This window comes from Amycolatopsis sp. MtRt-6 (assembly GCF_017308975.1).
Taxonomy (GTDB): domain Bacteria; phylum Actinomycetota; class Actinomycetes; order Mycobacteriales; family Pseudonocardiaceae; genus Amycolatopsis.
Genome location: NZ_JADWPD010000034.1, coordinates 106577 through 131337, shown reverse-complemented (window position 1 = coordinate 131337; position 24761 = coordinate 106577). Strand labels below are relative to the sequence as shown.

Genomic DNA, 24761 nt, shown 5'->3' with positions numbered 1-24761 from the left:
CCACATCGAGGGTGGCACCATAATTGATCACGTGGGGCCTCTGGAACCTCGGACTTGATCTTCGCAAATCCAGTCCTACCAGGGGCCCCACGCCTTATCCACACACACCGCTACTGAGAAAACCTCATTGGGGCGGTCGTGCTGCCGGTGCCGGCCGGGCGCGGCAGCGGGTTCGCCTCAGCCGGCTTCGGGGACCGGCGCTAGGGGTTGCCGGTCCCCCACCCGCACCGGAGACTTCTTGAACTGTGACTGCCCTGAACGAGAACCCGAGCCGGTGGATCCGGCGCTTCCACCCGGCCGACGACGCCGCCGTGCGGCTGGTGTGCCTGCCGCACGCGGGCGGATCGGCGACCGCTTTCTTCCCGTTCTCGCGGGCAGCCGCCGCGGCCGGGCTGGACGCCGACGTCATCGGCGTGCAGTACCCGGGCCGCCAGGACCGGCGGGACGAGCCGTGTGTCGACGACTTCGCCGCGATGGCCGACGTCATCGCCGACGACCTCGGCGCGTGGGCCGACCGGCCGGTGGCGCTGTTCGGCCACAGCATGGGCGCGACGCTCGGGTACGAGGTCGCGCGCCGGCTCCAGGCCCGGGGCGAGCCGCCACTGGGCCTGTTCGCCTCCGCGTGCCCGGCACCGTCCGTGCCACGGACCGAGGACGTCCACCGGCTCGACGACGACGGCCTCCTCGCCGCCCTCAAGGAGATCAGCGGCACCGAGAGCGCGTTCCTCGGCGACGACGAGCTGCTGCGCATGGTGCTGCCCGCGATCCGCGGGGACTACACGGCGGTCGAGACCTACCGCCACCAGCCCGGCCGCGAACTGGACTGCCCGGTGCACGTGCTGCTGGGCGCGGACGATCCGGTCGTCGACCTCGCCGAGGCCGAGGCCTGGCGGTCCCACACCACCGGCGGCTGTACCGTCGAGGTGCTGTCGGGCGGGCACTTCTACCTGGACGCCCGGCTCGACGTCGTGCTGCCCGGCGTGGCCCGCCGCCTGCGCGGCTGGCGGGAAGCGGCACTCGCTCCGGTCCCCGGGCCGATGTCGCGCGTCTGAAGCCGGTCTTCGAACGACCTGCGTGACACTGGATCGGTCAGTGATCGGGTGACGGGTTGGCCGGTGGCGCGATTGTGCCAGATGGCGGCGAGGAGGCGTTGGGCGATGCGGACGCTGACGCCGTCGGATGAGCTGGCGGATGGACTCGATCAGCGATTCGCCGGGATGGGGGCGGCGGTTGCGGTAGGACGGGCGAATCAGCCGGACCCCGCGCTCGGCCAGGAAGCGGTCCAGTTCGGCGTAGACGTAGCCCAGGTCGGCGATGATCAGCAGGCCGCGTCGTTCGGTGAGCAGGTGGGGTTCGTGGTCGCAGATGGCCATGAGCACCTGCCGTTCGTCGACCTTCGGGTCGGCCAGGGCCCAGGCGACCGGTAGTCCGGCCGGGGTGCCGACCAGGTGCAGCCGCAGGCCCCAGTACCATTGGGAATGTGAGCGGCAGAAGCCGTACTTGGCCCAGCCGGCCAGCTCCGAACGCTGGACCGTTGGCCGGGATCGGCCGCACTCGACCGGGGTGGAGTCGACGATCCAGGTGGTGTCGGTCCACAGGTCGGTATCCGCAGCCAGCCTCGGAGGTGAACCCCAGCAACGCCTGGGCCACGGCCGCGGTCACCAGCTCGGCGTCGGTCAGCTTCGGCGGTCTGCCCGAAGTCGTGTCGAGCTGGTCTGGGCTCGTGTGCTCGTGGGTGTGGGCCCGTAGCCGTGTGGCTGCGGGCCGTTCCCGTGTTCAGGCTGCGAATGGGAGTGGTTCGTGGAGGTTGTTGCGCCTTGGTTTGCGGCGTCGGTCAATGAATACCGGTGGCAGGAACTCCGGGAGGCCGTCGGGGGCGATGCGGACTTCCCACCCGGAGCGGTGCAATAGCCGGTGGTGATGGGCGCACATCAGCACCAGGTTGGTGAGATCGGTGGGGCCGCCGTCTGCCCAGTGCCGGATGTGGTGACCTTGACAGTGCCGGGGTGGCCGATGACACCCGGGGAAGGCGCAACCACGGTCCCGGAGGAACAATGCCCGGCGGAGTCCGGCGGAGATCAGTCTGCGGAGGCGGCCGAGGTTCAGCGGTTCGCTTTTGTCGCCGAGGACGGCGGGGATGATCATGGCGTCGCAGGCGTGCACCCGCGCTTCGGCGGCGGTCATGGTGCCGGTGTCGCCGAGGGTGGCCTTGCCGACGCCGGATTTCAGGTCCTCCAACGACACGGCGACCATGACGTGGGCGCGTTCCCCGGCCTGCATCGGCAACTCCGGAGAATTCAGAGCCAGGTCGACGGCATCGGAGAAGGCATCCCCGTAGCGCTGCGGGGTGGTGCGGAAGTCGGGACCCTCGTCGCCGGTGCGACGCTCGGCCAACGCGTCGAGCAGGGCGTGGGCGCGGGTGCCGGTTTCGTCGTCGAACCGGCCGCTGAGTTCCCAGATGCCGGTTCTTTTGCGGCGGAGGAACAGTTCCCGGGTCGGGGCGACAGGTTCGGTGTCGTCGGGGGCGGGCCCGTCGGGGGCGAGGTGGGCGAGGATGCGGGCGCCGAGGGCGGCGACCTGCTTGTGCCCGGCCTCCTCGGCGAATGCCAGCAGGTTGGTCTCGGCGCTCACGCAGTGCTCGGGCGGGACCTGGGCCAGTACAGAGGTGATCACGTCGATCATCGGGTTGCTCAACCGCCCCGCCCGGGCCGCAACACCAGTGGCGGGGGCCAAGGCAGGGATCGGACTGCCATCAAGGTTGCGGCCGGGGTTCACCAGGCGGGCGCGTTTGATCAACCGTTCCGTAGCCGGCTTGGGCATGTCGGCGAGGTGCTCCAACAGCCGGGCGGCGGAGCGGTAGCCGAACAGCTCCATCACCCCGCGCTGTTCGATTTCCACCAGCACCGCACCAAGTTCGGCCTCAGCGGACCGCATGCGCGCGACCAGCTCACCGATGCGGTCGGCGAGAGCCACCGCCTCGGAGGAGAGAGCCACGTCGTTGGTCATATCTCCAAGCTACCGGCCATCGAACACAGGGTCATCACTCGATCGGGCATGAAACCCAGAACACCGGAAACCACGGCTGGGCAACCAAAGCGTGGGGAATCGGCGCAACCCGTGGAGCGCCGATTCCCCACACCACGGCGAAGCCGTGCAGGAAACCCAGCTCGGGACGACGACCCCGAGACAGAACCTAGGGGTGAGGAAACCCCAGCCCGCCTTCAGGTGCCGCCCCCATGGTACGCCGGGTCCGGATCCGCGAAACTGGGTACATCAAGGAAAACAGACCCGCCCTCGGAGGTAGCCATGATGGCCATTCGGACCGCTCCCGGCGTCACCCAGCGGATGCTTCCCGACGGGCGGCTCGAGCTGATCTGCAGCAGCACCAGCCGCCAGGTGAAGTGCGAACCCGTCGCCGCGGCCATGTGGATCGCGCTCAAGCAGCACAACGGCGACGTCGATGGTGCCAGTGCCGTCCTCGCCGCGCTGTGGGAGACCGATGTCGAGACCGTCCGCTACGACATGATCGCCCTGGCCGGCTCCCTGTGCTCCCTCGGTCTCCTCACCGAGGTGTGACCGCCGTGAGCGCGCGCGAAAGCCCCCTCCCACACCGAAGACCGGGGCGGGAGGGGGCAACAACGCGTGCTCAGACCGGTTTGGTCGCCAGTTCGTCGTCCAGGAGGGCGAAGATGTCCTCGGCGCTGGCGTTCTCGATGTCCGCCGGTTCCTCCGGGGCCGAGTACGAGGCCAGCAGGGCGGTCAGGCGGGTGACCAGCTTCTCGCGGGCGGGCTCGTCCAGCACAGTTTCCCGCAGCGCGGCTTCCAGGGCGGTGAGCTCGGAGTCCACAGTGGACGTCTGGTCCGCCAGGTCCGCGCCGAGGAACCCGGCCACGGCGGCCGCGGAGGGGTGGTCGAAGATCAGCGTGGCCGGCAGGCGGCGTCCGGACACCTCGTCCAGCCGGTTCCGCAGCTCGATCGCCGTCAGGGAGTCGAAGCCGAGCTCGGTGAACCCCTTGCGGGGGTCGATCGCGTCCGGGCGCTCGTGCCCGAGCACCACCGCTGCGGTGCCGCACACGAGGTCGAGCAGCGCCCGCTCCCGTTCCGCGGCGGGGAGGGCCACGATCCGGGCCCACGCGTCACCGGCGACCGTGGCCCGTCGCCGCGTGCCGCCACGCACCAGTCCCCGCAGCATCGGCGGCACGCGGTGCGCGTCGGCCCGCAGTGCGGCCATGTCGAGCTTTACCGGCACCAGCGACGGCTGTCCGGTGCCGAACGTCGCGTCGAACAGCTCGAGCCCGTCGGTGAAGGACAGCCCGGCCAGCCCGGACCGCGCCATCCGGACCAGGTCGGTGTCGCCGAGCGCACCCGCCATGCCGCCGGACCACAGTCCCCACGCCAGCGACACCGCCGGCAACCCGAGCGACGCGCGGTGGTGGGCGAGGGCGTCGAGGAACACGTTCCCCGCCGAGTAGTTCGCCTGCCCGGCCGAACCGAGCGTGCCGGCGACCGAGGAGAACAGCACGAACGCGGCCAGGTCGAGTTCCGCGGTCAGTTCGTGCAGGTGCCACGCCGCGTCCAGCTTCGGCCGCAGCACCGTGTCCATCCGGTCCGGGGTCAGCGCCTGCAGCACCCCGTCGTCCAGGACCCCGGCCGTGTGCACGACGGCGGTCAGCGGGTGCGCGGCCGGGACGCCGGCCACCAGCGCGGCGGCCGCGGCCCGGTCCGCGAGGTCGCAGGCCACCAGCGAAACCGTGGCGCCCAGGTCTGCCAGCTCCGCCTTGAGTTCCGCCGCTCCCGGCGCGGCCTCGCCGCGACGGCTGGTGAGCAGCAGGTGACGCACGTCGTGCGTGGTCACCAGGTGCCGCGCGATCAGCCGGCCGAGCGCGCCGGTGCCGCCGGTGACGAGCACGGTGCCGTCCGGGTCCAGCGACGGCGCCCCGGTCTCGGGGACGAACTTCGCCAGCCGGTGCACCAGCACGGCCCCGTCCCGGACGGCGACGCCGGGCTCCCCGGCGGAGATCGCCCCGAGGACGGTGTCCAGCGCCGGTTCGCCGCCGTCGACGTCGACCACCGCGAACCGGTCCGGGTATTCCAGCTGGGCGGACCGGACGATGCCCCACAGGGCGGCGTGGGTGAGGTCGCCGACGCCTTCCCCGGGCCGCGTCGCGACGGCGTGGGAGGTCACCACGACCAGCCGCGAGCCGGCCAGCGCCTGCTCGCTCGCCCACGTCTGGACCAGAGCCAGCAGCCCGTGGGTGGCCGCGCGCGCGGCCGCGGGCGACGCCGTTTCCGGCGCCGGGAACGACACGAACACCACGTCCGGGACGGCCGTCCCCGCCCGCACCGCGTCGGCCAGCCCCGCGAGGTCGGCGTAGGCGTCTCCGCCGAGGCCGAAGGGGTCCGCGCCGAGCACCGCGTGCGAAACCCCGGCGGCGACGTCGCCGGTGTAGGGCAGCCAGTCCACCCGGAACAGCGAGTCACCGGCGGCCGGGCGGGCGGCGGTGGCGAACAGGTCGTCGGCGATCGGCCGCAGCGCCAGCGACGCCACGGTCAGCACCGGTGCCCCGGCGGGGTCGGTGGCGGTGAGCGACACGGTGTTCTCGACGTCCGACGAGAGCAGCACGCGCAGGCTCGATGCCCCGCCGGCGTGCAGCGATACCCCGGACCAGGCGAACGGCATCGCCGGCTTGTCCTCGGTCAGCCCGGCGAGACCGATGGTGTGCAGCGCGGCGTCCAGCAGGGCCGGGTGCAGCCCGAACGCCGCACCGTCGGCGTGGTCGGCCAAGGCGACCTCCGCGGCCAGGGTGTTCCCGTCGCGCCAGACCCGGCGCAGCCCGGCGAAGACCGGCCCGTAGTCGAAGCCCTGGGCGGCGAGGTCGTCGTAGCGGCCGGTCACGTCGATCTCGACGGCCCCGGCCGGGGGCCAGTCCGCGACGGCCGCGGGCGTGTCCGCCGACGGCGACAGCCTGCCGCTCGCGTGGTGCGTCCACTCCCCCGCCGCCTCGGCCTGCGAATAGATGTCCAGCGAGCGGGCGCCCGACTCGTCCTCCGCGCCCACCGTCACCTGGATCGCGACGGCGCCGTGTTCGGGCAGGACCAGCGGCACCGCGAGGGTCAGCTCGTCGAGCCGCGCGCAGTTCACCTCGTCCCCCGCCCGCAGGGCCAGTTCGGCGAAACCCGTTCCGGGGAACAGGGCCACACCCTGCACGACGTGGTCGCCGAGCCACGGCTGCGCGGGCAGCGAGAGCTTCCCCGTGAGCACGACACCGCCCGTGCCGGCGGCCGCCACGACCGCGCCCAGCAGCGGGTGCCCGGCGTCGAGCTGCCCCACCTCGGCGACCCCGCGGACGCGGGCGCCGGTCGGGTTCTCCAGCCAGTAGCGCTTGCGCTGGAAGGCGTACGTCGGCAGCTCGACCGGCGCACCACCGGCGTAGAACGCCGGGAAGTCCACGGTGCCCCCGGTGACGAACAGCGTCGCCACCGCGGTGGCCGCCGACTCGCCTTCGGGCCGGTCCTTGCGCAGCACGGGCACGAACGTCGCGCGCTCGTCCGCGCGCAGGGAGGCCTGCGCCATCGCGGTCAGCACCGCACTCGGCCCGACCTCGACGAACGTCGTGACGCCCGCGTCGAGCAGCGTGCGGACGCCGTCGGCGAACCGGACGGCGTCGCGCACCTGGCCCACCCAGTACTCCGGGGAGGTCAGGTCGGCGTCCGGCGAGACCGTCGAGACGATCGGGATCTCCGGCGTGCGGTAGGTCAGGTTCCGGGCGATGAACGCGAAGTCCGCCAGCATCGGCTCCATCAGCGCCGAGTGGAACGCGTGCGAGACCTTCAGCCGCGACGTCTTCTCGAACCGCGAAGCCACCGCGAGGACGGCGTCCTCGTCACCGGACAGCACGACGGACGCGGGCCCGTTGACGGCGGCGATCGACACGCCGTCGGTCAGCAGCCCCACGACGTCGGCTTCGGCCGCCGCCACGGCGACCATCGCACCACCGGACGGCAGGGCCTGCATCAGCCGGGCCCGCGCCGTCACCAGCGTGCACGCGTCTTCGAGGGAAAGGACCCCGGCGACGTGCGCCGCGGCCAGCTCGCCGATCGAGTGGCCCAGCAGGTAGTCCGGCGTGACGCCCCACGACTCGAGCAGCCGGAACACCGCGACCTCGACGGCGAACAACGCCGGCTGCGTGTACCCGGTCTCGCCGGAGCCGAGGACGGTCTTCAGCGGCACGTCGAGGTGCTTGTCCAGCTCGGCGGCCACCCCGTCGAAAGCCTTGGCGAACGCCGGGTGAGCCGCCGCCAGTTCGAGGCCCATCCCGGCGCGCTGCGCGCCCTGGCCGGTGAACAGGAACGCCGTGCGCCCGGACGAAGCCACACCTTCGACGATCCCCGCGGGCGTCCGCCCGGCCGCGTACTCGGTCAGCGCGCGGATCGCGCCGGCCCGGTCGGCTGCGACGATCCCGGCGCGGTGCTCCGCCAGGGTCCGGGTGGTCGCCAGCGAGAACCCGACGTCCACAGTGGACAAGTCGGCGACGGAAGAAGCGAGCTTGCCCGCCTGGGCCCGCAGGGCGTCGGAGTCGTTGGCGGACAGCAGCCACGTCACCGGCCCGTCGTCCGACGAGTGCGCCACCGGGTCGCCCTGCTCGACGATCACGTGCGCGTTGGTCCCGCTGATGCCGAACGACGACACGCCGGCGCGGCGCGGCCGCCCGGTCTCCGGCCACGGCCGCGGCTCGCCGAGCAGCGAGACGGTGTCGGTCCACTCGACGTGCGGCGACGGCTCGTCGGCGTGCAACGTGCGCGGGAGGACGCCGCGCCGCAGCGCCTCCACCATCTTGATCACGCCGCCGACGCCGGCGGCCGCCTGCGTGTGGCCGACGTTCGACTTGAACGACCCGACGTGCAGCGGCCGCTCGGCCGTGGCCGCCTTGCCGTAGGTGGCGATCAGAGCCTGCGCCTCGATCGGGTCGCCCAGCTTGGTCCCGGTACCGTGTGCCTCGACGGCGTCCACATCGGACAGTTTCAGCCCGGCGTCGGCGAGTGCCGCGCGGATCACGCGCTGCTGCGCGGGCCCGTTCGGGACGGTGATGCCGCTGGACGCGCCATCGGAGTTGACCGCGCTGCCACGCAGCACCGCGAGCACGTGGTGGCCGTTGCGGCGCGCGTCGGAAAGCCGTTCCAGCAGCAGCATCCCGGCGCCCTCGGAACAGCCGACGCCGTCGGCGCCGCTGCCGAACGCCTTGCACCGGCCGTCCGGGGCGAGGCCCTGCTGTTCGCTGAAGTAGACGAACATGTCCGGCGTCACCATCACGGTGACGCCGCCGGCCAGTGCCAGCGAGCACTCCCCGCGCCGCAGCGCCTGGGCCGCCCAGTGCAGGGCGACCAGGGACGACGAGCACGCCGTGTCCACCGACACCGACGGGCCTTCCAGCCCGAGGGTGTAGGAGATGCGGCCGGAGATCAGGCTGCCGTCACTACTGCCGGCGCCGTAGTCGTGGTACATCACCCCGGCGAAGACACCGGTCCTGCTGCCCCGCAACGTCGACGGCACGATCCCGGCGCGTTCCACGGCCTCCCACGCGGTTTCCAGCACGACCCGCTGCTGCGGGTCGAGCGTGCGGGCCTCCCGCGGGGAGATGCCGAAGAACTCCGGCTCGAAGTCGGCGGCGTCGTGGAGGAAGCCGCCTTCCTTCGAGTACGTCGTGCCGGGCCGGCCGCTCGGGTCGAACAGCGACGCGGTGTCCCAGCCCCGGTCCCCGGGGAACTCGCCGACGGCGTCGACGCCGTTCGCGACGAGCTCCCAAAGCTGCGAAGGCGTGGTGACCCCGCCGGGGTACCGGCAGCCCATCCCGATGATGGCGATCGGCTCGCTCATCGCCGCGGTGAGCTTCTGGTTGTCCGCCTTGAGCCGCTCGTTGTCCATCATGGACTGGCGCAGCGCGGCGACGATCTGCTCGGTGGACGGCGCGGTGGTCACTTGGACTCCTCTGTCTGGGTGCCCGCCATCGCGGACTTGACCAGGTCGGCCAGGTCCATGCCGGCGATGGCGGCCACTTCGTCGGTTCCGTTGGCTTCGGCGACCTCTTCGACCGGCTCGCCGACCTCCGGCAGCAGCTCGGCCAGCAGGAACCGGGTCAGCGGCAGCGGGCTCGGGTAGTCGAAGATCAGCGTCGCCGGCAGGCGCAGCCCGCAGGCCGCCCCGAGCCGATTGCGCAGTTCGAGCGCGGCCAGCGAGTCGATGCCCAGGTCGGTGAAGCCCTTCTCGACGCCGACCGCCGCCGCGTCGTCGTAGCCGAGGACGGCCGCCGCGTGCTCGCAGACCAGCTGCAGCACGGCGGTTTCCCGCTCGTCGGCCGACATTCCGGTCAGCTTGTCGGCGAACCCCGCCTCGGGTGCCGCCGCCACCGGACCGGCGGCCGCGGCGGCCCGCCGCGGGCCGGCCGTGACCAGGCCACGCAGGAGCGGCGCGATCCGGTCAGCCGCCCGCAGGTCGGCGAGCTGCACCGGCACCAGCGCCGGGGCACCAGCGGCGAGAGCGGCGTCGAAGAGCGCGAGGCCGTCGGTGACGGCCAGCTCCGCGACCCCGTACCGGGCGACGTGCGTCAGGTCGACGGCGTCGCCGCTGCCCTCCCACGGTCCCCAGGCCAGCGCCGTCGCCGGGAGGCCCAGCGCCGCGCGGTGCCCGGCGAGGGCGTCCAGGAAGACGTTGCCCGCCGCGTAGTTCGCCTGTCCGGCGGCGAGCAGCAGGCCGCCCGCCGAGGAGTAGAGGACGAACGCCTTCAGGTCGAGCGACGCGGTCAGCTCGTGCAGGTGCCAGGCCGCGTCCACCTTGGGCCGCAGGACGTTGCCGACCTGCTCCGGTGTCAGCGCGGTCAGCACCGCGCTGTCCATCTGCCCGGCGGCGTGCACGACGGCGGTGAGGTCGGGCAGCGATTCGATCAGCCGGGCCAGGTCGGCCCGGTCGGTGACGTCGCAGGCCGCGACGGTCACCCCGGCGCCCAGCTCCTCGACCAGCTCACGAGCCCCGGGCGCGTCCAGACCACGGCGGCTGGTGAGCACCAGCTTCCGGGCGCCACGGGCGACCAGGTGCCGCGCGAGGTGGCCGCCGAGCAGGCCGGCGCCGCCGGTGACGAGCACCGTGCCGCCGGTGTCCCACTCGACCGGGTCGCCGGCCGTCGTGACCTTGGCCAGCCGCGGCACGCGCACTTCGCCGCCCCGGACGATCGCTTCCGGCTCGCCGGCGGCGACGACCGCGGGCAGGGCCCGCAGCGACTGGGGCACGTCGTCGACGTCGACCACCTGCACCCGGCCAGGGTTCTCCGCCTGCGCGGCCCGCACCAGGCCCCAGACCGGCGCCTGCGCGAGGTCCGGGTCGTCGGCCACGGCGCCCCGCGTGACGACCAGGAGCTTGCCGTCGGAAGAACCGCCGAGCCAGGCCTGCAGCTGCTTCAGCGTCGCCTGGACGGTCTCGTGGACCCGGGCCGGCACGTCTCCGCCGGCGGAGACGACCGGCAGGACCAGCACGTCCGCGGCCACCGGCTCGTCGTGCGTCGGGACACCGAGGCCGAGGTCGTCGGCACCCAGCACGGCCCAGCCTTCGAGGGACTTGACCAGCCGGACGCCCGCCGCGGGCTGCCAGTCGATCCGGTAGAGCGAGTCGGGCACCTTGGCGCCCAGCTGGCCCTCCGACACCGGCCGCGTCACCAGCGACTCGATCCACGCGACCGGCGTGCCGGCCGCGTCGGCGAGGGCGAGCGAGGCGTCGTTGCCTTCCTTCCGGACGTGCGCCCGCAGCGACGTGGCTCCGGAGGCGTGCAGTGAAACCTGGTTCCAGGCGAACGGGATCGTCGTCTCGGTCAGCGCCTTCGGGCCGCCCGGAACGAGGAAGTCCGTCGCGCCCAGCGCCGAGTCGAGCAGGCCCGGGTGCAGGCCGAAGTCCTTGGCGTCGGTGCCCTCGGGCAGGGCCACCTCGGCGAACACCTCCCCGTCGCGCAGCCAGACCGCGCGCAGGTTCCGGAACACCGGGCCGTAGCCGAAGCCGAGCCCGGCCAGGTCGTCGTAGAGCCCGGTGAGGTCGACGGCGTCGGCGCCCTCGGGCGGCCACGCGGCGAGATCGAACTCCGCCGGCCGCGCCCCCGTGGCGAGGGTGCCGGCCGCGTGCTGCGTCCAGGCGTTCTCGCCGCGGGAGTGCACCGACAGTTCGCGACGGCCGTCCGCACCGGGCGCGCCGACGACGACACGGATGTCGACACCGCCCTCTTCGGGCAGCAGCAGCGGCGCCTGCTGGGTCAGCTCCTCCAGGAGGTCGCAGCCGACCTGGTCGGCGGCGTGCAGGGCCAGCTCGACGTAGGCGGTGCCCGGCAGCATCGTCCGGCCGAGCACCACGTGGTCGCCCAGCCAGGTCTGCGTGCCGACCGCGAGCCGCCCGGTGAGCACCGCGCCGCCGTCGGGCAGCTCCACCAGCGCGCCCAGCAGCGGGTGCGCGGCGGATTTGGCGCCCAGCGCATCGACGTCGCCGGCCGGCTTCGTCGCGTTGAGCCAGTACTCCTTGTTCTGGAACGCATACGTCGGCAGATCCACGGTGGCCGCGCCGCGGCCGACGAACAGCGCCCGCCAGTCGATCTTCGCGCCCCGCGAGTGGACGGTGGCCACCGCGGTGAACAGCGTCTGCACTTCGGCGCGGCCCCGGCGCAGCGCGGGCACGCCCACGACGCGGTCGGGCCGGTCGGCGACCGAGGTGTCGCACTCGCGGGCCATGCCGGTGAGCACGGCGTCGGGGCCCAGCTCGACGAACCGGGTGACGCCGGCCGAGAGCAGCGTGCCGACGCCGTCGGCGAAGCGCACCGCTTCGCGGACGTGGTTGACCCAGTACTCCGGCGAGCAGAGCTGGTCGGCGGTGGCGATCCGGCCGGTCACGTTGGAGACGACCGGGATGCCCGGGGCCGAGTACGTCAGCTTCTCCGCCACCACGGCGAAGTCGGCCAGCATCGGCTCCATCAGCGCGGAGTGGAAGGCGTGCGAGACGACCAGCTGCTTGGCCCGCCGCCCGGCGTCCTTGAACGCCGCCATCGCGGCCTTCACCGCGTCCTCGGGTCCGGAGACGACCACCGACCGCGGGCCGTTGACCGCGGCGACGTCCACCCCGGCCGGGAGCGCGGCGCGCACCTCGTCCTCGGTGGCCGCGATGGCCGCCATGGCTCCGCCGGACGGCAGCGCCTGCATGAGCCGGCCGCGAGCCGAGACCAGGGCACAGGCGTCGGCGAGGGAGAACACCCCGGCGACGTGCGCCGCGGCCAGCTCGCCGATCGAGTGGCCGGCGACGTAGTCCGGCGTCAGGCCCCACGACTCCACCAGGCGGTAGAGGGCGACCTCGATCGCGAACAGCGCGCACTGCGTGTACGCGGTCTGGTTGAGCAGCTCACTGCCGTCCCAGATGACATCCTTCAGCGGGACGTCGGTGTCGAACAGGCCGCAGGCCTCGTCGAACGCGCCCGCGAAGACCGGGAAGGCCTCGTACAGCTCGCGGCCCATGCCCGGCTGCTGCGCACCCTGGCCGGTGAAGAGGAACGCGGTCAGGTCGGCCGCGCTCGTCGTGCCGGTCACGGTGCCCGCCGGGGTCCCGCCGCCGGCCAGGCCGTCGAGCGCCTTCAACGCGGCGTCGCGGTTCGCCGCCAGGACCACCGAGCGGTGGTCGAGCGCGGCCCGGCCGGTCGCCAGGGAGTAGCCGACGTCGGTGACGTCCAGCTCCGGGTTCGCCCGGAGCCACGCGGCCAGCCTGGCCGCCTGGTCCGCGAGCGCCGCGGCCGTGGTGCCGGCGATCGGCAGCGGCACCGACGGCAGCTGTGGAGCGGTCGCCCGCGGACGCTCCACAGTGGACGGCGGTGCCTCCTCGATGATGATGTGCGCGTTGGTGCCGCTGATGCCGAAGGACGAGACACCCGCGCGGCGCGGACGGCCGTTGGGCAGCCACGGCCGGGCCTCGGTCAGCAGCTCGATGTCGCCGGTGGTCCAGTCGACGACCGGCGACGGCGCGTCGATGTGCAGCGACTTCGGCAGCATGTTGTGCCGCATGGCCTGGACGACCTTGATCACGCCCGCCGCGCCGCCGGAGGCCTGCGCGTGGCCGATGTTGGACTTCACCGAACCCAGGTAGAGCGGCTGCCCGTCGGGACGGTCCTGGCCGTAGGTGGCCAGCAGCGCCTGCGCCTCGATCGGGTCGCCCAGCTTGGTGCCCGAACCGTGCGCCTCGACCGCGTCCACTTCGGCCGGGGTCAGGCCACCGGCCGCGAGGGCCGCGTGGATCACGCGTTCCTGCGACGGCCCGTTCGGCGCGGTGAGGCCGTTGGACGCGCCGTCCTGGTTGACGGCGCTGGAGCGGACCACGGCGAGGACCTCGTGCCCGTTGCGCTGGGCGTCGGACAGCCGCTCCAGCAGGAGCAGGCCCGCGCCCTCGGCCCAGCCGACGCCGTCGGAGGCCGCCGAGAACGACTTCGACCGGCCGTTGGGCGAAAGCACGCCTTGACGGCTCGAATCGACGAACAGGTCCGGCTGCGAGAGCAGCGTGACGCCGCCGGCGAGCGCCAGGCCGCACTCCCCCGCCCGCAGCGCCTGCACCGCGAGGTGCAGCGTGACCAGCGAGGACGAGCACGCGGTGTCGACCGTCATGCACGGGCCTTCCAGCCCCAGCAGGTAGGAGATGCGGCCGGAGACGACCGCGCCCGAGCTGCCGTTGGGGATGTAGGCGGCGACGTCGAGGGGCGCGCCGGGGACGCGGCTGCCGTAGTCGTCGTACATGGCGCCGGTGAAGACGCCGGTCATGCTGCCGCGCAGCGCGGTCGGGTCGATGCCGGCCCGCTCGATGGCCTCCCACGCAGTTTCCAGCAGGAGCCGCTGCTGCGGGTCCATGGCCAGGGCCTCGCGCGGGCCGATGCCGAAGAACGCCGGGTCGAACAAGGTGCCTTCGTGGAGGAAGCCGCCTTCGCGGGCGTAGGTCTTGCCGCGCTTGCCGCGCTCGGGGTCGTAGATGCTGTCGATGTCCCAGCCGCGGTTGACCGGGAACTCCGACACGGCGTCGACCTCGTCGACCAGCAGCTGCCACAGGTCCTCCGGCGACCGGACGCCACCGGGGTACCGGCAGGCCATGCCGACGATCGCGATCGGTTCCTGCATCGACGCGTTCGTCCGGGTCGTGGTGGCCGGGACCTTGGCGACCGCGCCGAGCAGCTTGCCCTTGACGAAGTCCGCCACCGCCTTGGCGGTCGGGTGGTCGAAGATCAGCGTCGCGGGCAGGGTCAGGCCGGTCGCGGTGCCGAGCAGGTTGCGCAGCTCGACCGCGGCGAGCGAGTCGAAGCCGAGCTCCTTGAACGCCCGCGCGCCGTCCACTTCGGACTTGTCGGCGTAGCCGAGCACGGTGGCCACCTGCGTCCGGACGATGTCCAGCAGCACGCGGTCGCGCTCGCTGTCGGCGAGTGCGGCCAGCTCCGCGGCGAGGGCGTTGTCGGCCGCCTTCGCCGCCTTGGCGGTCCGGCGGGCCTTCGGCGGGACGAACCCGCGCAGCAACGCGGGCAGCTCGTCGGTGCGGGCCCGCAGCGCCGCGACGTCGACCCGCAGCGGGGCGATCACGGCGTCGGCGGTGGCGGTCGCCGCGTCGAACAGCGCGAGCCCCTGCTCCGCGGTGACCGCGGGCAGGCCGAGCCGCGCCATCCGGGCGAGGTCCGCCTCGGCCAGCTCGCCGCCGAGGCCGGTGTTCTCCGCCCACAGCCCCCACGCCAGCGCGGTCGCCGGCCGGCCGGCGGCCTGGCGGTGGGCGGCGAGGCCGTCGAGGAACGCGTTGGCGGCGGCGTAGTTCGCCTGGCCCGCGGGCAGCACCTGCCCACCGGCGGAGGAGAACATCACGAACGCGGCCAGGTCACCGGTCAGTTCGTGCAGGTGCCAGGCGGCGTCGACCTTCGACCGCAGGACCGAGTCGAGCCGGTCGGCGGTCAGCGAGTCGAAGACGCCGCTGTCGGCGGTCCCGGCCGCGTGGACCACGGCGGTGAGGTGGTCGATCGTGCCGAGCACGCTCTCGACCTGGGCGCGCTCGGTGACGTCGCACGCGGCGACCCGCACCCGGGCCCCCAGGTCCGTGAGGTCCTCGACCAGCTGCCGGGCGCCCGGCGCGCCGAGCCCGCGGCGGCTGGTGAGCACCAGGTCGGTGACCCCGTGCTCGGCCACCAGGTAGCGGGCCAGCAGGCTGCCGAGCCCGCCGGTGCCCCCGGTGATCAGCACGGCGCCGGTGCCCCACGGGGAAGCGTCGCCGGCTTCGGTCTTGACGTACCGCGGCACGACGACCGCGCCGTCGCGGACCGCGGCCTCGGGTTCGCCGGAGGCGACGACGGCCGCCAGTGCCCCGGCCGTGGTGGCCTCGTCGGCGTCGACCACGAACACCCGGCCCGGGTGCTCGGCCTGCGCACCGCGCGCCAGGCCCCACAGCAGGCCCTGCGTGACGTCCACTGTGGACTCAGCCGCGGGCACGGCGTCCTGGGTCACGACCGCCAGCTTCGTGGCGGCGAACCGCGAGTCGGCCAGCCAGGCCTGCAGCTCGGCGAGCAGCCAGGCGGCGTTGGCCCGCGCGGTTTCCGGGACGTCGCCGGTGCGCTCGGGCACGCTCAGCGTGAGCAGGCCCGGCACCGGCTCGCCCCGGTCGATCGCGCCGGCGAGGTCGGCGAACCCGGCGTAGGTGGCGGCCACCCCGACCCGGCCGCGGCCCACGGCCACGACCTCGGCGTCGGACTGCGGCACGGACACCGGCTGCCAGGCGATCTTCAGCAGCGAGCCGTCCACCGCGCCGGTCGCCGCGGCCAGCTCCCGGCGGACCGGGCGCGAGACGAGCGAGTCGATGGTCGCGACCGGGCGGCCTTCGCTGTCGGCCACCTCGATGGCCGACACCTCGTCGCCGTTCAGCCGCTCGATCCGCACCCGCAGCACCGAAGCGCCGGCGGCGTGCAGCGTGACGCCGTTCCAGACGAACGGCAGCAGCGTCGCGCCGCCCGGGTCGCCGAGCAGGTCGGCGTGCATCGCGATGTCGAGCAACGCCGGGTGCAGGCCGTACCGGTTCGCCGTCGCCGCCGCCGGCTCCGGCAGCGCGACCTCCGCGAACACCTCGGTGCCCCGCTTCCAGGCGGCCGTGAGCCCCTGGAACGACGGGCCGTAGCCGTACCCGCGCTCTTCGAGGAGGTCGTAGGCGCCCTCGACCTCGATGCGGTTCGCGCCCGGCGGCGGCCATTCGGTGAGCCCGGCGGGCTCGGGCCGCGGCGCCGCGGACAGCGTGCCGAGCGCGTGCTGGGTCCACTCGTCGCCGTCGACCGGCCGGGAGAAGACCGTGATCGGGCGCCGGTCGCCGTCGGCGGGGCCGACGACGACCTGCAGCGCCACGGCGCCGTCCGGGGGAAGGACGAGCGGCGCCTGCAGCGTCAGCTCCTCGACCGTCGAGTGCCCGACCTGGTCGCCGGCCGCGACGGCCAGCTCGACGAACCCGGTGCCGGGCACCAGGATCGCGCCCTTGACGACGTGGTCGGCCACCCACGGCACCGACCCGGCCGACAGCCGGCCGGTGAGCACCGTGGTGTCCGAACCGGACAGCGGCACGACCGCGCCGAGCATCGGGTGCGGCAGCGGCTGCTGGCCGACCGCGGTCACGTCGCCGGACGGGGTCGCGTCGAGCCAGTAGCGCTTGTGCTGGAAGGCGTACGTCGGCAGGTCGAGCCGGATCGGGCCGTCGCCGAGCAGCTCGCCCAGCCCCGCCGCGCCACGGGCGTGGAGCCGGCCGAGCGCGGCCAGCGCGGTGCGCACCTCGTCGCGGTCGCGGCGGCCGAAGGGCACGAACGCGGCGTCCGGGTCGATCTGGCGGCCGAGCGCGGTCAGCACGCTGTCCGGGCCCAGCTCGAGGAACGTCCGGACGCCGTCGGCGGCCAGCGCGGTCACCGCGTCGGCGAAGCGGACGGTTTCGCGGACGTGCGTGACCCAGTACTCGGGCGAGGTCAGGTCCGCGTCCGGCGAGACCGTGGAGAAGATCGGGATCTTCGGCTCGTGGAACGTCAGCCCGGCGGCGACCTCGCGGAACTCGTCGAGCATCGGGGCCATCAGCGGCGAGTGGAACGCGTGGCTGACACGCAGCCGGCGCGTCCGGACGTCGGTGGCGCGCTCGAGGCGGGTCACGACGTCGGCGACGCCGGAGATGACGACCGACGCCGGGCCGTTGACGGCGGCGATGCTGACCTCGTCCTCGTGCCCGCGGATCAGCTCTCGCGCGGCCTCTTCGCTGGTGGCGAGGGAGACCATCGCGCCCGGCGGCGTGCTCAGCGCCCCCATCAGCCGGCCGCGCGCGGCGACCAGCTTGGCGGCGTCCGCCAGGGAAAGCACCCCGGCGACGTGCGCCGCGGCCAGCTCGCCGATCGAGTGGCCGGCGAGGGCGTCGGGGACGATCCCCCACGACTCGGCGAGCCGGAACAGCGCGACCTCGACCGCGAACAACGCGGCCTGGGTGTACTGCGTCTGGTCGAGCAGGCCGCGGTCGGCGAGCGCGGTCGTGCCGAAGACGACGTCGCTCAGCGGCACGTCGAGCAGCGGGTCGAGCGCGGCGCAGACGGCGTCGAACGCGTCCGCGAAGACCGGGTAGGCGGTCGCCAGCTCGGCGCCCATCCCGGCCCACTGCGCACCCTGCCCGGAGAACAGGAACGCGAGCTTGCCCTCGGTGACGGGCTCGCTGCCCTGCTCACCGCCGGCCAGCGCGTCGAGACCGGCGGCCAGTTCGGCCGTGGTCCCGGCGACGACCACGGCCCGCTGCTCCAGCGCGGCGCGGGTGGCGACCAGCGACCGCGCCAGCTCGGCGACGCCGACGTCTTCGTGGTCGGCGAGGTATTCACGCAGGCGGGCGGCCTGGCCGCGCACGGCGGCCGCGGACCGGCCGGACAGCGCGACCGGGACGACGGCCTCGGGCTGCGGCTCGGCGGGCCGCTCGGCCACCGCGCCGGCCGGGGCCTGCTCGATGATCACGTGGGCGTTGGTGCCGCTGATGCCGAACGACGAGACGGCGGCCCGGCGCGGGTGGCCGTGGGGTGCCCAGTCCTGCGCCTCGGTCAGCAGGCGCACCGCACCCGTGTCCCAGTCGACCACAGTGGACGGACGATCGACGTGCAGCGTCCGCGGCAGCTGCTCGTGACGCAGCGCCATGACCATCTTGATGATGCCCGCGACGCCGGCCGCGGCCTGGGTGTGGCCGATGTTGGACTTGATCGAGCCGAGCCACAGGGGCTGGTCGTCCGCGCGGTCCTGCCCGTAGGTGGCCAGCAGCGCCTGGGCCTCGATCGGGTCGCCGAGCGTGGTCCCGGTGCCGTGCCCCTCGACGGCGTCCACTTCGGACGGCTGGAGACCGGCGTCGGCCAGTGCCTTCGCGATGACGCGCTGCTGCGAGGGGCCGTTCGGGGCGGTGAGGCCGTTGGACGCGCCGTCGTGGTTGACCGCGGAGCCCTTCAGCAGCGCGAGCACCGGGTGCCCGTGGCGCTGGGCGTCCGACAGGCGCTCGACGAGCAGCATGCCCGCGCCCTCGCCCCAGCCGGTGCCGTCGGCCGCGTCGGCGAACGAGCGGCAGCGGCCGTCGGCGGACAGGCCGCGCTGGCGGCTGAAGTCGACGAACGTGTCCGGAGTGGACATCACGGTGACACCACCGGCGAGGGCGAGGGTGCACTCGCCGCGGCGCAGCGCCTGGACCGCCCAGTGCAGGGCGACCAGCGAAGACGAGCACGCCGTGTCGACGGTGACCGTCGGGCCCTCCAGGCCGAGCGCGTAGGACACGCGGCCGGAGACGACGCTGGCGAGGCTGCCATTGCCGAGGTAACCCGCGATGTCGTCGGACACGGTGCCGAGGCGGGTGCCCCAGTCGTGGTACATGACGCCGGCGAACACGCCGGTCGCGCTGCCGCGCAGCGAAACCGGGTCGATGCCGGCCCGCTCGAAGGCCTCCCACGAAACCTCCAGCAGCAACCGCTGCTGCGGGTCCATCGCGGCCGCTTCGCGCGGGCTGATCTCGAAGAAGTCGGCATCGAACTCGGCGGCGTCGTGCAGGAACGCGCCGTGCTTGACGTAGGAGTGGCCGGGCTTGCCGGGCTCGGGGTCGTAGAGCGCGTCGACGTTCCAGCCGCGGTCGGCCGGGAACGGCGTGAGCGCCTCTTCGCCGCCCGCGACGAGCCGCCACAGGTCCTCCGGCGTCGCCACGCCGCCGGGGTAGCGGCAGGCGATGCCGACGATGGCGATCGGCTCCTCCGGGTCGGCCGTGGTCACCGGCGCGATCGGCTTGACCGGGGCCAGGCCGCCCAGGCGCGTGACGAGGTACTCGGCCAGCGCGCGCGGGGTCGGGTGGTCGAACACGAGCGTGGCGGGCAGCCGCATGCCGGTGACGGAGTCGAGGATGTTGCGCAGCTCCACGGCGGCGAGGGAGTCGAAACCGATCTCGCCGAACGGCCGGGCCGGGCTGATCGCGCTCGGGCCGTCGTGGCCGAGCACGGCCGCGACGTGCGTGCGGACCAGGTCGAGCACCGCGCGGTCGCGGTCGGCCTCCGACAGCGAGGCGAACCGCTCGGCGAACTGCCGCTCCGGCGTCAGCTCGCCCGGGGCCGCCGCGACCCGGCGGCGGCTCGCGGGAACCAGGCCCCGCAGCAGGGCCGGAACGTCGTCGCGGGCGCCCAGGGCGGCGCGGTCGACGCGGGTCGGGACGACGTTGGCCATCCCCGAGCCGATGGCGACGTCCAGCGCGGCCAGGCTTTCGGCGGCGGTCAGCGGGGCGAGGCCCAGCCGCCCGATCCGGCTCAGGTCCTTTTCGGACAGTCCGGCGCTCATGCCGAGCGCGGCACCGCCATCGGTCCACAGGCCCCAGGCCAGCGAGGTCGCCGGGAGCCCCTGCTCGCGGCGGTGCTCGGCCAGCGCGTCCAGGAAGGTGTTGCCGGCGGCGTAGTTCGCCTGGCCCGCGCCGTCGACCAGGCCGGCCGAGGAGGAGAACAGGACGAACGCGGTCAGGTCGGCGGTCAGCTCGTGCAGTGCCCAGGCGGCGTCGACCTTCGGCGCGAGGACGGTGTCGAGGCGCTCTTCGGTGAGCGAGCCGATCAGGCCGTCGTCGAGCACGCCGGCGGTGTGGACGACGGCGGTCAGCGGCCCCTCGATCTTCTTCAGCGCGGCCGACAGCGACCGCTTCTTCGTGACATCACAGGCGATGACCTGCACGGTCGCGTTTTCGCTCAGCTCGGCGACCAGGTCCGCCGCACCCGGGGCGTCGAGGCCGCGGCGGCTGAGCAGCACCAGGTGCCCGACGCCGTGGGTGGTGACGAGGTGGCGCGCGACCTGCGCGCCGAGGCCGCCGGTGCCACCCGTGACCAGCACGGTGCCGTCCGGCTGCCAGGCCGGGGCGTCGGTGGCCAGGCGGACGAGCCGCGGGGCCAGCACGCGGTCGCCGTCGACGCGCAGTTCGGGCTCGCCGGACGCGAGCGCCGTGGCCAGCGTCGCGGCGGTGGTCTCGCCTTCGACGAGCACGATCCGGCCGGGGTGTTCGGCCTGCGCCGAGCGCACCAGCCCGCGCACCACGGAGTCGGCGAGCGTGCCGCGCGTCCGCAGCACGAGCTTGGCCGGGGTGGCCTCGGCGAGGAACGACTGGAGGATCTCCAGGACGCGGTGAGCGGTCTGGCGGGCGGCGGCGGGAACCCGGCCGCGTTCGCCCGGCACACTCACGAGCCGCACCTCACCCGGATCCGCGTCCGAGGCCGCGACCGGCGTCCATTCGACCGTGTGCAGCAGGTCCTGGGCCCGCGGGCCGAGGTCGGCGCCGCTGACCGGGCGGCTGCGGAACGACTCGACCGACAGCACGGGCGCGCCCGTCGTGTCGGTGACGTCGATCGAGACGCCGCCGGTGGCGGGCGAGGTGATCCGCACCCGCACCTCGGCCGCGCCGGAGGCGTGCAGCCGGACGCCGGTCCAGGCGAACGGCAGCCGGATCTCGCCGGCTTCGCGAGCCTCGCCGGGAGCGAAGTCGGTGGCGTGCAGGACGGCGTCGAGCAGCGCCGGGTGGATGCCGAAGGTGTCGTCCCGCTCGGACAGCGCGACCTCGGCGAACACGACGTCACCGCGCTTCCACGCGGTCCGCAGGCCGCGGAACAGCGGGCCGTAGCCGTAGCCCTGGGCCGCCAGTTCCTCGTACAGCTCGCCCGTGGCGACGACCTCGGCGCCGGACGGCGGCCACTCGGTCAGCGGCGCGGGCTCGCCGGCGGCGGTCTCGGCCAGCACACCGGCGGCGTGCCGGGTCCAGGCGACGTCCTGCTCGGCGCGCGAATAGAACTCGATGGTGCGGCGGCCGTCCTCGGCCGGGCCGACCACGGCCTGCACCTCGACGCCGGCGCCCTCGGGCACGGCGAGCGGCGCCTGCAGGGTCAGCTCGTCGACGACGGCACAGCCCGCGCGCTCGGCGGCGTGCAGGGCCATCTCGACGAACGCGGTGCCGGGCAGCAGGGCCGTGCCGGCGATCGCGTGATCGGCCAGCCACGGGTGCGAGCGCAGCCCGATCCGGCCGGTGAGGACCAGGCCGTCGTGGTCGGCCAGGCCGAGCTCGGCAGCCAGCAGCGGGTGGCCGGAGGCGAGCTGGCCGAAGCCGGCCGCGTCGCCGCGGGCGGGGGCGGTGAGCCAGAAGTGCCTGCGCTGGAAGGCGTAGGTCGGCAGGTCGACCACGCGGGCCGTGCCGAAGACCGCGGTCCAGCCGACCGGCACGCCGCGGGTGTGCAGCCTGCCGAGCGCGCCGGTGAGCGCCGGGACCTCGGCGTGGCCGCGGCGCTGGGCGGGGACGAAGGCGATGTCCTGGCCGTGCGGGCCGGTGGCGGCCAGCGCGGACAGGACGGCGTCGGGGCCGACCTCGATCGCGGTGGTGACCCCGGCCGCGGCGAGCGCGGCGACGCCGTCGTCGAACCGGACGGCGCGGCGCACGTGCCAGAGCCAGTAGCCCGGCGAGCACAGCTCCGTGGCCGTCGCCACCCGGCCGGTGACGTTCGAGACGACCGAGATCGACGGCGGCGCGAACTCGACGACCTCCAGGATCTCCCGGAACTCTTCCAGCATCGGTTCCATCAGCGGCGAGTGGAACGCGTGGGACACGCGCAGCTCGCTGGTCTTGCGGCCCTGCATCCGGAACACCGACACGACGGCGTCGACGGCCTCGCGCGTACCGGAGACCACGACCGAGGCCGGGCCGTTCACGGCGGCGATGCTCACGCCCTCGTCGAGCAGCGGCAGGACCTCGTCCTCGGTCGCGGCGACCGCGACCATCACGCCGCCCGCGGGGAGCGCCTGCATGAGGCGGCCCCGCGCGGCGACGACCAGGCAGGCGTCCGCCAGCGACCAGACGCCGGCGATGTGCGCGGCGGCGAGCTCGCCGATCGAGTGCCCGAGCAGCAGGTCCGGCTTGACACCCCAGGACTCGAGCAGCCGCGCGAGCGCGACCTCGACGGCGAACAGCACGCACTGCGCGTACTGGGTGCCGTTCAGCTCCTCCGCGTCGTCGCCGAACAGGACGTCGCGCAGCGGGCGGTCCATTTGCACGTCGAGGTGGTCGATGGCCTCGTCGAAGGCTTCCGCGAAGACCGGGTGGGCGAGGTAGAGCTCCCGGCCCATCCCGAGCCGTTGCGAGCCCTGCCCGGTGAACAGCATCGCGAGCTTGCCCGGGGTGCGCGTGCCGGTGACGACGGCGCCGTCCTGCTCCCCCGCGGCGAGTGCCCGCAGGCCACGGACCGCCTCCTCGGTGCTCTGGGCGACGACGACGGCGCGGTGGTCGTGCGCGGCGCGCGTACCGGCCAGCGAGTAGCCGACCTCGGTCAGGTCCGCGGACTCCACAGTGGACACGAGCTTGGCCGCCTGGGCGCGCAGGGCTTCCTCGCTGCGCGCGGAGACGACGAGCGGCACGACCGGGAGCGGCTCGGTGGCGTCCGGCTCGCCGGCCGTGGCGGGCGCCTGCTCGATGATGACGTGGGCGTTGGTGCCGCTGACGCCGAACGACGAAACGCCCGCGCGGCGCGGCCGCTCGACGTCCGGCCACTCGCGGGCCTCGGTGAGCAGCTCGACCGCGCCCGCGGTCCAGTCGACGTGCGGGGTCGGCGCGTCGACGTGCAGCGTCTTCGGCAGCCGGCCGCGGCGGATCGCCTCGACCATCTTGATCACGCCGGCCACCCCGGCCGCGGCCTGGGTGTGGCCGATGTTGGACTTGATCGAGCCGAGCAGCAGCGGCGTCTCGCGCTCGTGGCCGTAGGTGGCGAGCAGGGCCTGCGCCTCGATCGGGTCGCCGAGCCGGGTCCCGGTGCCGTGCGCCTCGACGGCGTCCACTTCGGACGGCCGCAGGCCCGCGTCGGCGAGCGCGCGGTGGATGACGCGCTGCTGCGACGGCCCGTTGGGCGCGGTGAGGCCGTTGGACGCGCCGTCGGAGTTGATGGCCGTGCCGCGGACGACGGCGAGCACGGTGTGCCCGTTCGCAACCGCGTCGGAAAGCCGTTCCAGGACCAGGACACCGACGCCTTCGGCGAACCCGGTGCCGTCGGCGGCCGCCGCGAAGGCCTTGCAGCGGCCGTCCTCGGCGAGGCCGCGCTGCCGGCTGAACGCGGTGAAGGTACCCGGCCCGCCCATGACGGCGACCCCGCCGGCGAGGGCCAGCCGGGTCTCCCCGCGGCGCAGGGCCTGCACGGCGAGGTGGAGGGCGACGAGCGAGCCGGAGCACGCGGTGTCGACGGTCAGCGTCGGGCCTTCGAGACCGAGCGCGTAGGCGACCCGGCCGGAGACGACGCTGGGGGCGTTGCCGGTGAGCAGGTACCCGTCGAGGCCGTCGGGGGCCTCGTGCAGGCGCGGGCCGTACTCCTGGGCTTCGGCGCCGATGAAGACGCCCGCGGGCGTGCCGCGCAGCGTCGTCGGGTCGATCTTGGCCCGCTCCAGCGCTTCCCACGCCGTCTCGAGCACCAGCCGCTGCTGCGGGTCCATCGCGGTCGCCTCGCGCGGCGAGATGCCGAAGAAGTCCGCGTCGAACTCCCCCGCGCCGGCCAGGAAGCCGCCGGAGGTGACGTAGCTGCTGCCCGGGCGGTCGGGATCGGGGTCGTAGAGGCCGTCGAGGTCCCAGCCGCGGTTGTCCGGGAACCCGCTGATGGTGTGGAGCTCTTCGGCCACGAGCCGCCACAGCTCCTCGGGCGAGGCGGCCCCGCCCGGGTACCGGCAGCCGATGCCGACGATGGCGATCGGCTCGTCCGCGGCCGCCGCCGTTTCCTGTCCACTGTGGACGAGGTCGGCGCCGAACACCAGCGCGTGCAGGAACCGGGCGACGGCGGCCGGGGTCGGGTGGTCGAAGGCCAGGGTGACCGGCAGGTCCAGCCCGGTGGCGTCGGTGAGCCGCGCGTGCAGCTCCACCGCCGCCAGCGAGTCGAACCCGTGGTCGGAGAACGCCTTTTCCGGGTCGAGCACCGCCGGGACGTCCGGCCGCGCCGCCAGTAGCGCGGCGCGCGTGGCGTCGTGGACGACGTCCGCCAGGAATGCCGCGCGGTCACCGGACGGCAGTTCGGTCAGCCGCCCCGCGAAGCCGGACTCCCGATTCGATTCGGTCTCAAACTCACGCATTCCGCACTCCACCGCTGTAGCTGGCCGGCATTCATGGTCGTTTTGCTCGATCGTAGGTCGGCGTTCTTCGCCACCGGATCCCCTGAAAAGCCTTCTAGGGGCGG

4 protein-coding genes and 2 pseudogenes are annotated in these 24761 nt (G+C 74.0%); 2 read left to right on the top strand and 4 right to left on the bottom strand.

The genetic code is table 11. The features are described from left to right. Positions 1–245: 245 nt before the first annotated feature. On the top strand, positions 246–1052 hold the full coding sequence (locus I4Q55_RS40190; RefSeq protein ID WP_307793440.1) for an alpha/beta fold hydrolase: 807 nt from the start codon (positions 246–248) through the stop codon (positions 1050–1052). 138 nt (positions 1053–1190) lie between these two features. Here I4Q55_RS40190 and I4Q55_RS49815 read toward each other — a convergent pair. Together I4Q55_RS49815 and I4Q55_RS40180 are read right to left on the bottom strand one after the other, a co-directional pair. Continuing rightward, positions 1191–1577: pseudogene (locus tag I4Q55_RS49815) on the bottom strand (transposase); the annotation flags it as partial. A gap of 199 nt (positions 1578–1776) precedes the next feature. Beyond that, positions 1777–3006: an HNH endonuclease signature motif containing protein gene (locus tag I4Q55_RS40180; protein WP_206795803.1), complete on the bottom strand. Its 1230-nt coding sequence runs from the start codon at positions 3004–3006 to the stop codon at positions 1777–1779. A 303-nt stretch (positions 3007–3309) separates the two neighbouring features. On the opposite strand from I4Q55_RS40180, the gene I4Q55_RS40175 reads away from it, so the two are divergent. Further along, on the top strand, positions 3310–3576 hold the full coding sequence (locus I4Q55_RS40175; protein ID WP_242547621.1) for a hypothetical protein: 267 nt from the start codon (positions 3310–3312) through the stop codon (positions 3574–3576). Between the two features lie 70 nt (positions 3577–3646). Here the strand turns inward: I4Q55_RS40175 and I4Q55_RS40170 are convergent, their stop codons facing one another. Both I4Q55_RS40170 and I4Q55_RS40165 read right to left on the bottom strand, forming a co-directional pair. Beyond that, a complete protein-coding gene (locus I4Q55_RS40170; RefSeq protein WP_206795799.1) occupies positions 3647–8977 on the bottom strand; it encodes a type I polyketide synthase in 5331 nt (1776 codons plus the stop codon). Further along, positions 8974–24657: pseudogene (locus tag I4Q55_RS40165) on the bottom strand (SDR family NAD(P)-dependent oxidoreductase); the annotation flags it as partial. The gene I4Q55_RS40170 and the pseudogene I4Q55_RS40165, both read right to left, overlap by 4 nt. Positions 24658–24761: the final 104 nt, after the last annotated feature.

What these genes read in the sequence shown, in the direction of transcription:
- I4Q55_RS40175 (WP_242547621.1), top strand. Translation starts at nt 3,310, where the DNA reads ATGGCCATTCGGACCGCTCCCGGCGTCACCCAGCGGATGCTTCCCGAC.
- I4Q55_RS40180 (WP_206795803.1), bottom strand. Translation starts at nt 3,006, where the DNA reads ATGACCAACGACGTGGCTCTCTCCTCCGAGGCGGTGGCTCTCGCCGAC.